The organism is Ensifer sp. CCNWLY38 (genome assembly GCF_037120565.1).
In the GTDB taxonomy this organism is placed as follows: domain Bacteria; phylum Pseudomonadota; class Alphaproteobacteria; order Rhizobiales; family Rhizobiaceae; genus Ensifer; species Ensifer adhaerens_H.
Genome location: NZ_JBBBBO010000034.1, coordinates 2,497 through 5,300, shown reverse-complemented (window position 1 = coordinate 5,300; position 2,804 = coordinate 2,497). Strand labels below are relative to the sequence as shown.

The 2,804-nt window shown below is 53.0% G+C and carries 1 rRNA gene; it reads right to left on the bottom strand.

Annotated features, from left to right (window positions below):
• Positions 1–20: 20 nt before the first annotated feature.
• Positions 21–2,804: ribosomal RNA gene (locus V7S54_RS33160) — 23S ribosomal RNA — on the bottom strand.

Below are 2,804 nucleotides of genomic sequence, written 5' to 3'. Positions count from 1 at the left end.
GATGAGCATGAGCAATGGGAACGATCAAGCCAATCGAACGATTAGTACTGGTAAGCTTCATGCGTTGCCGCACTTCCACACCCAGCCTATCAACGTGGTCGTCTTCCACGGTTCTCAAGGGAATACTCGTTTTCAGGTTGGTTTCCCGCTTAGATGCCTTCAGCGGTTATCCATTCCATATATAGCTACCCTGCTATGCCCTTGGCAGGACAACAGGTCCACCAGAGATATGTCCATCCCGGTCCTCTCGTACTAGGGACAGATCCTGTCAATATTCCTACACCCACGGCAGATAGGGACCGAACTGTCTCACGACGTTCTGAACCCAGCTCACGTACCGCTTTAATTGGCGAACAGCCAAACCCTTGGGACCTGCTCCAGCCCCAGGATGCGATGAGCCGACATCGAGGTGCCAAACAACCCCGTCGATATGGACTCTTGGGGGTCATCAGCCTGTTATCCCCGGCGTACCTTTTATCCGTTGAGCGATGGCCCTTCCACGCGGGACCACCGGATCACTATGACCGACTTTCGTCTCTGCTCGACTTGTCAGTCTCGCAGTCAGGCGGGCTTATGCCATTGCACTCGACGACCGATTTCCGACCGGTCTGAGCCCACCATCGCGCGCCTCCGTTACTCTTTCGGAGGCGACCGCCCCAGTCAAACTACCCACCATACACTGTCCCGGATCCGGATGACGGACCGCGGTTAGACATCCATGACGATAAGGGTGGTATTTCAAGGATGGCTCCACAAGAACTGGCGTCCCTGCTTCAAAGCCTACCACCTATCCTACACATGCCGACACGAATGCCAGTGTAAAGCTATAGTAAAGGTGCACGGGGTCTTTCCGTCTGACCGCAGGAACCCCGCATCTTCACGGGGAATTCAATTTCACTGAGTCTATGCTGGAGACAGCGGGGAAGTCGTTACGCCATTCGTGCAGGTCGGAACTTACCCGACAAGGAATTTCGCTACCTTAGGACCGTTATAGTTACGGCCGCCGTTTACTGGGGCTTCGATTCAGAGCTTGCACCCCTCCTCTTAACCTTCCAGCACCGGGCAGGCGTCAGACCCTATACGTCGTCTTGCGACTTCGCAGAGCCCTGTGTTTTTGATAAACAGTCGCTACCCCCTGGTCTGTGCCACCCCATCTGACTTGCGTCAAAAAGGGTCACGCTTCTTCCGAAGTTACGCGTGCAATTTGCCGAGTTCCTTCAGCATAGTTCTCTCAAGCGCCTTGGTATACTCTACCTGACCACCTGTGTCGGTTTCGGGTACGGTCTATAATGGTGGAGCTATTTCCTGGAACCGCGTCCCCGCCTGGACAATCCAATAAGTCCAAACAAGTTAAGCGATCCGTCACTACCACCAGGCCCACGAATATTAACGTGGTTCCCATCGACTACGCGTGTCCGCCTCGTCTTAGGGGCCGGCTAACCCTGCTCAGATTAACTTTAAGCAGGAACCCTTGGTCTTTCGGCGAGAGGGTCTCTCACCCTCTTTATCGTTACTCATGTCAACATTCGCACTTCCGATACCTCCAGGACCCCTCACGGGTATCCCTTCACAGGCTTACGGAACGCTCCGCTACCACACGTCTTGCGACGTATCCTCAGCTTCGGTGCATGGCTTTAGCCCCGTTACATTTTCGGCGCAAAGACCCTTAATTAGACCAGTGAGCTGTTACGCTTTCTTTAAATGATGGCTGCTTCTAAGCCAACATCCTGGTTGTTTTGGGATCCTCACATCCTTTCCCACTTAGCCATGACTTGGGGACCTTAGCTGGAGGTCAGGGTTGTTGCCCTTTTCACGACGGACGTTAGCACCCGCCGTGTGTCTGCCGACTAGTACTCCTCGGTATTCGGAGTTTGGTTAGGATCAGTAAGACGGTGAGTCCCCATAGCCCATCCAGTGCTCTACCCCCGAGGGTATTCGGTCGACGCACTACCTAAATAGTTTTCGCGGAGAACCAGCTATTTCCGAGTTTGATTGGCCTTTCACCCCTAACCACAAGTCATCCCAATCTATTGCAACAGATGCGGGTTCGGTCCTCCAGTTGGTGTTACCCAACCTTCAACCTGCTCATGGCTAGATCACTCGGTTTCGGGTCTAATGCGACGAACTGAACGCCCTGTTCAGACTCGCTTTCGCTGCGCCTTCACCTATCGGCTTAAGCTTGCTCGTCACACTAAGTCGTTGACCCATTATACAAAAGGTACGCTGTCACCCTTGCGGGCTCCAACTGTTTGTAGGCATCCGGTTTCAGGTTCTATTTCACTCCCCTTGTCGGGGTGCTTTTCACCTTTCCCTCACGGTACTTGTTCGCTATCGGTCATGCACGAGTACTTAGGCTTGGAGAGTGGTCTCCCCATGTTCAGACAGGATTTCACGTGTCCCGCCTTACTCAAGGACAATGAGTGTTCTACGTGTAAGGGGCTATCACCCTCTACGGCCGACCTTTCCATGTCGTTCCACTTTATTCCTCATTGCCACTGGCCTGGTCCGCGTTCGCTCGCCACTACTTGCGGAGTCTCGGTTGATGTCCTTTCCTGCAGGTACTTAGATGTTTCAGTTCCCTGCGTTCGCTTCTTACCCCTATGTATTCAGAGTAAGATACCTTTAAACAATACTTGGAAACCTAAGCCGTACTTGCGTACGACTTAAATTTTCCAAGCATTTAAGGTGGGTTCCCCCATTCGGAGATCCATGGATCAAAGCTTATTCGCAGCTCCCCACGGCTTATCGCAGCGTATCACGTCCTTCATCGCCTGTGCATGCCAAGGCATCCACCAAATGCCCTT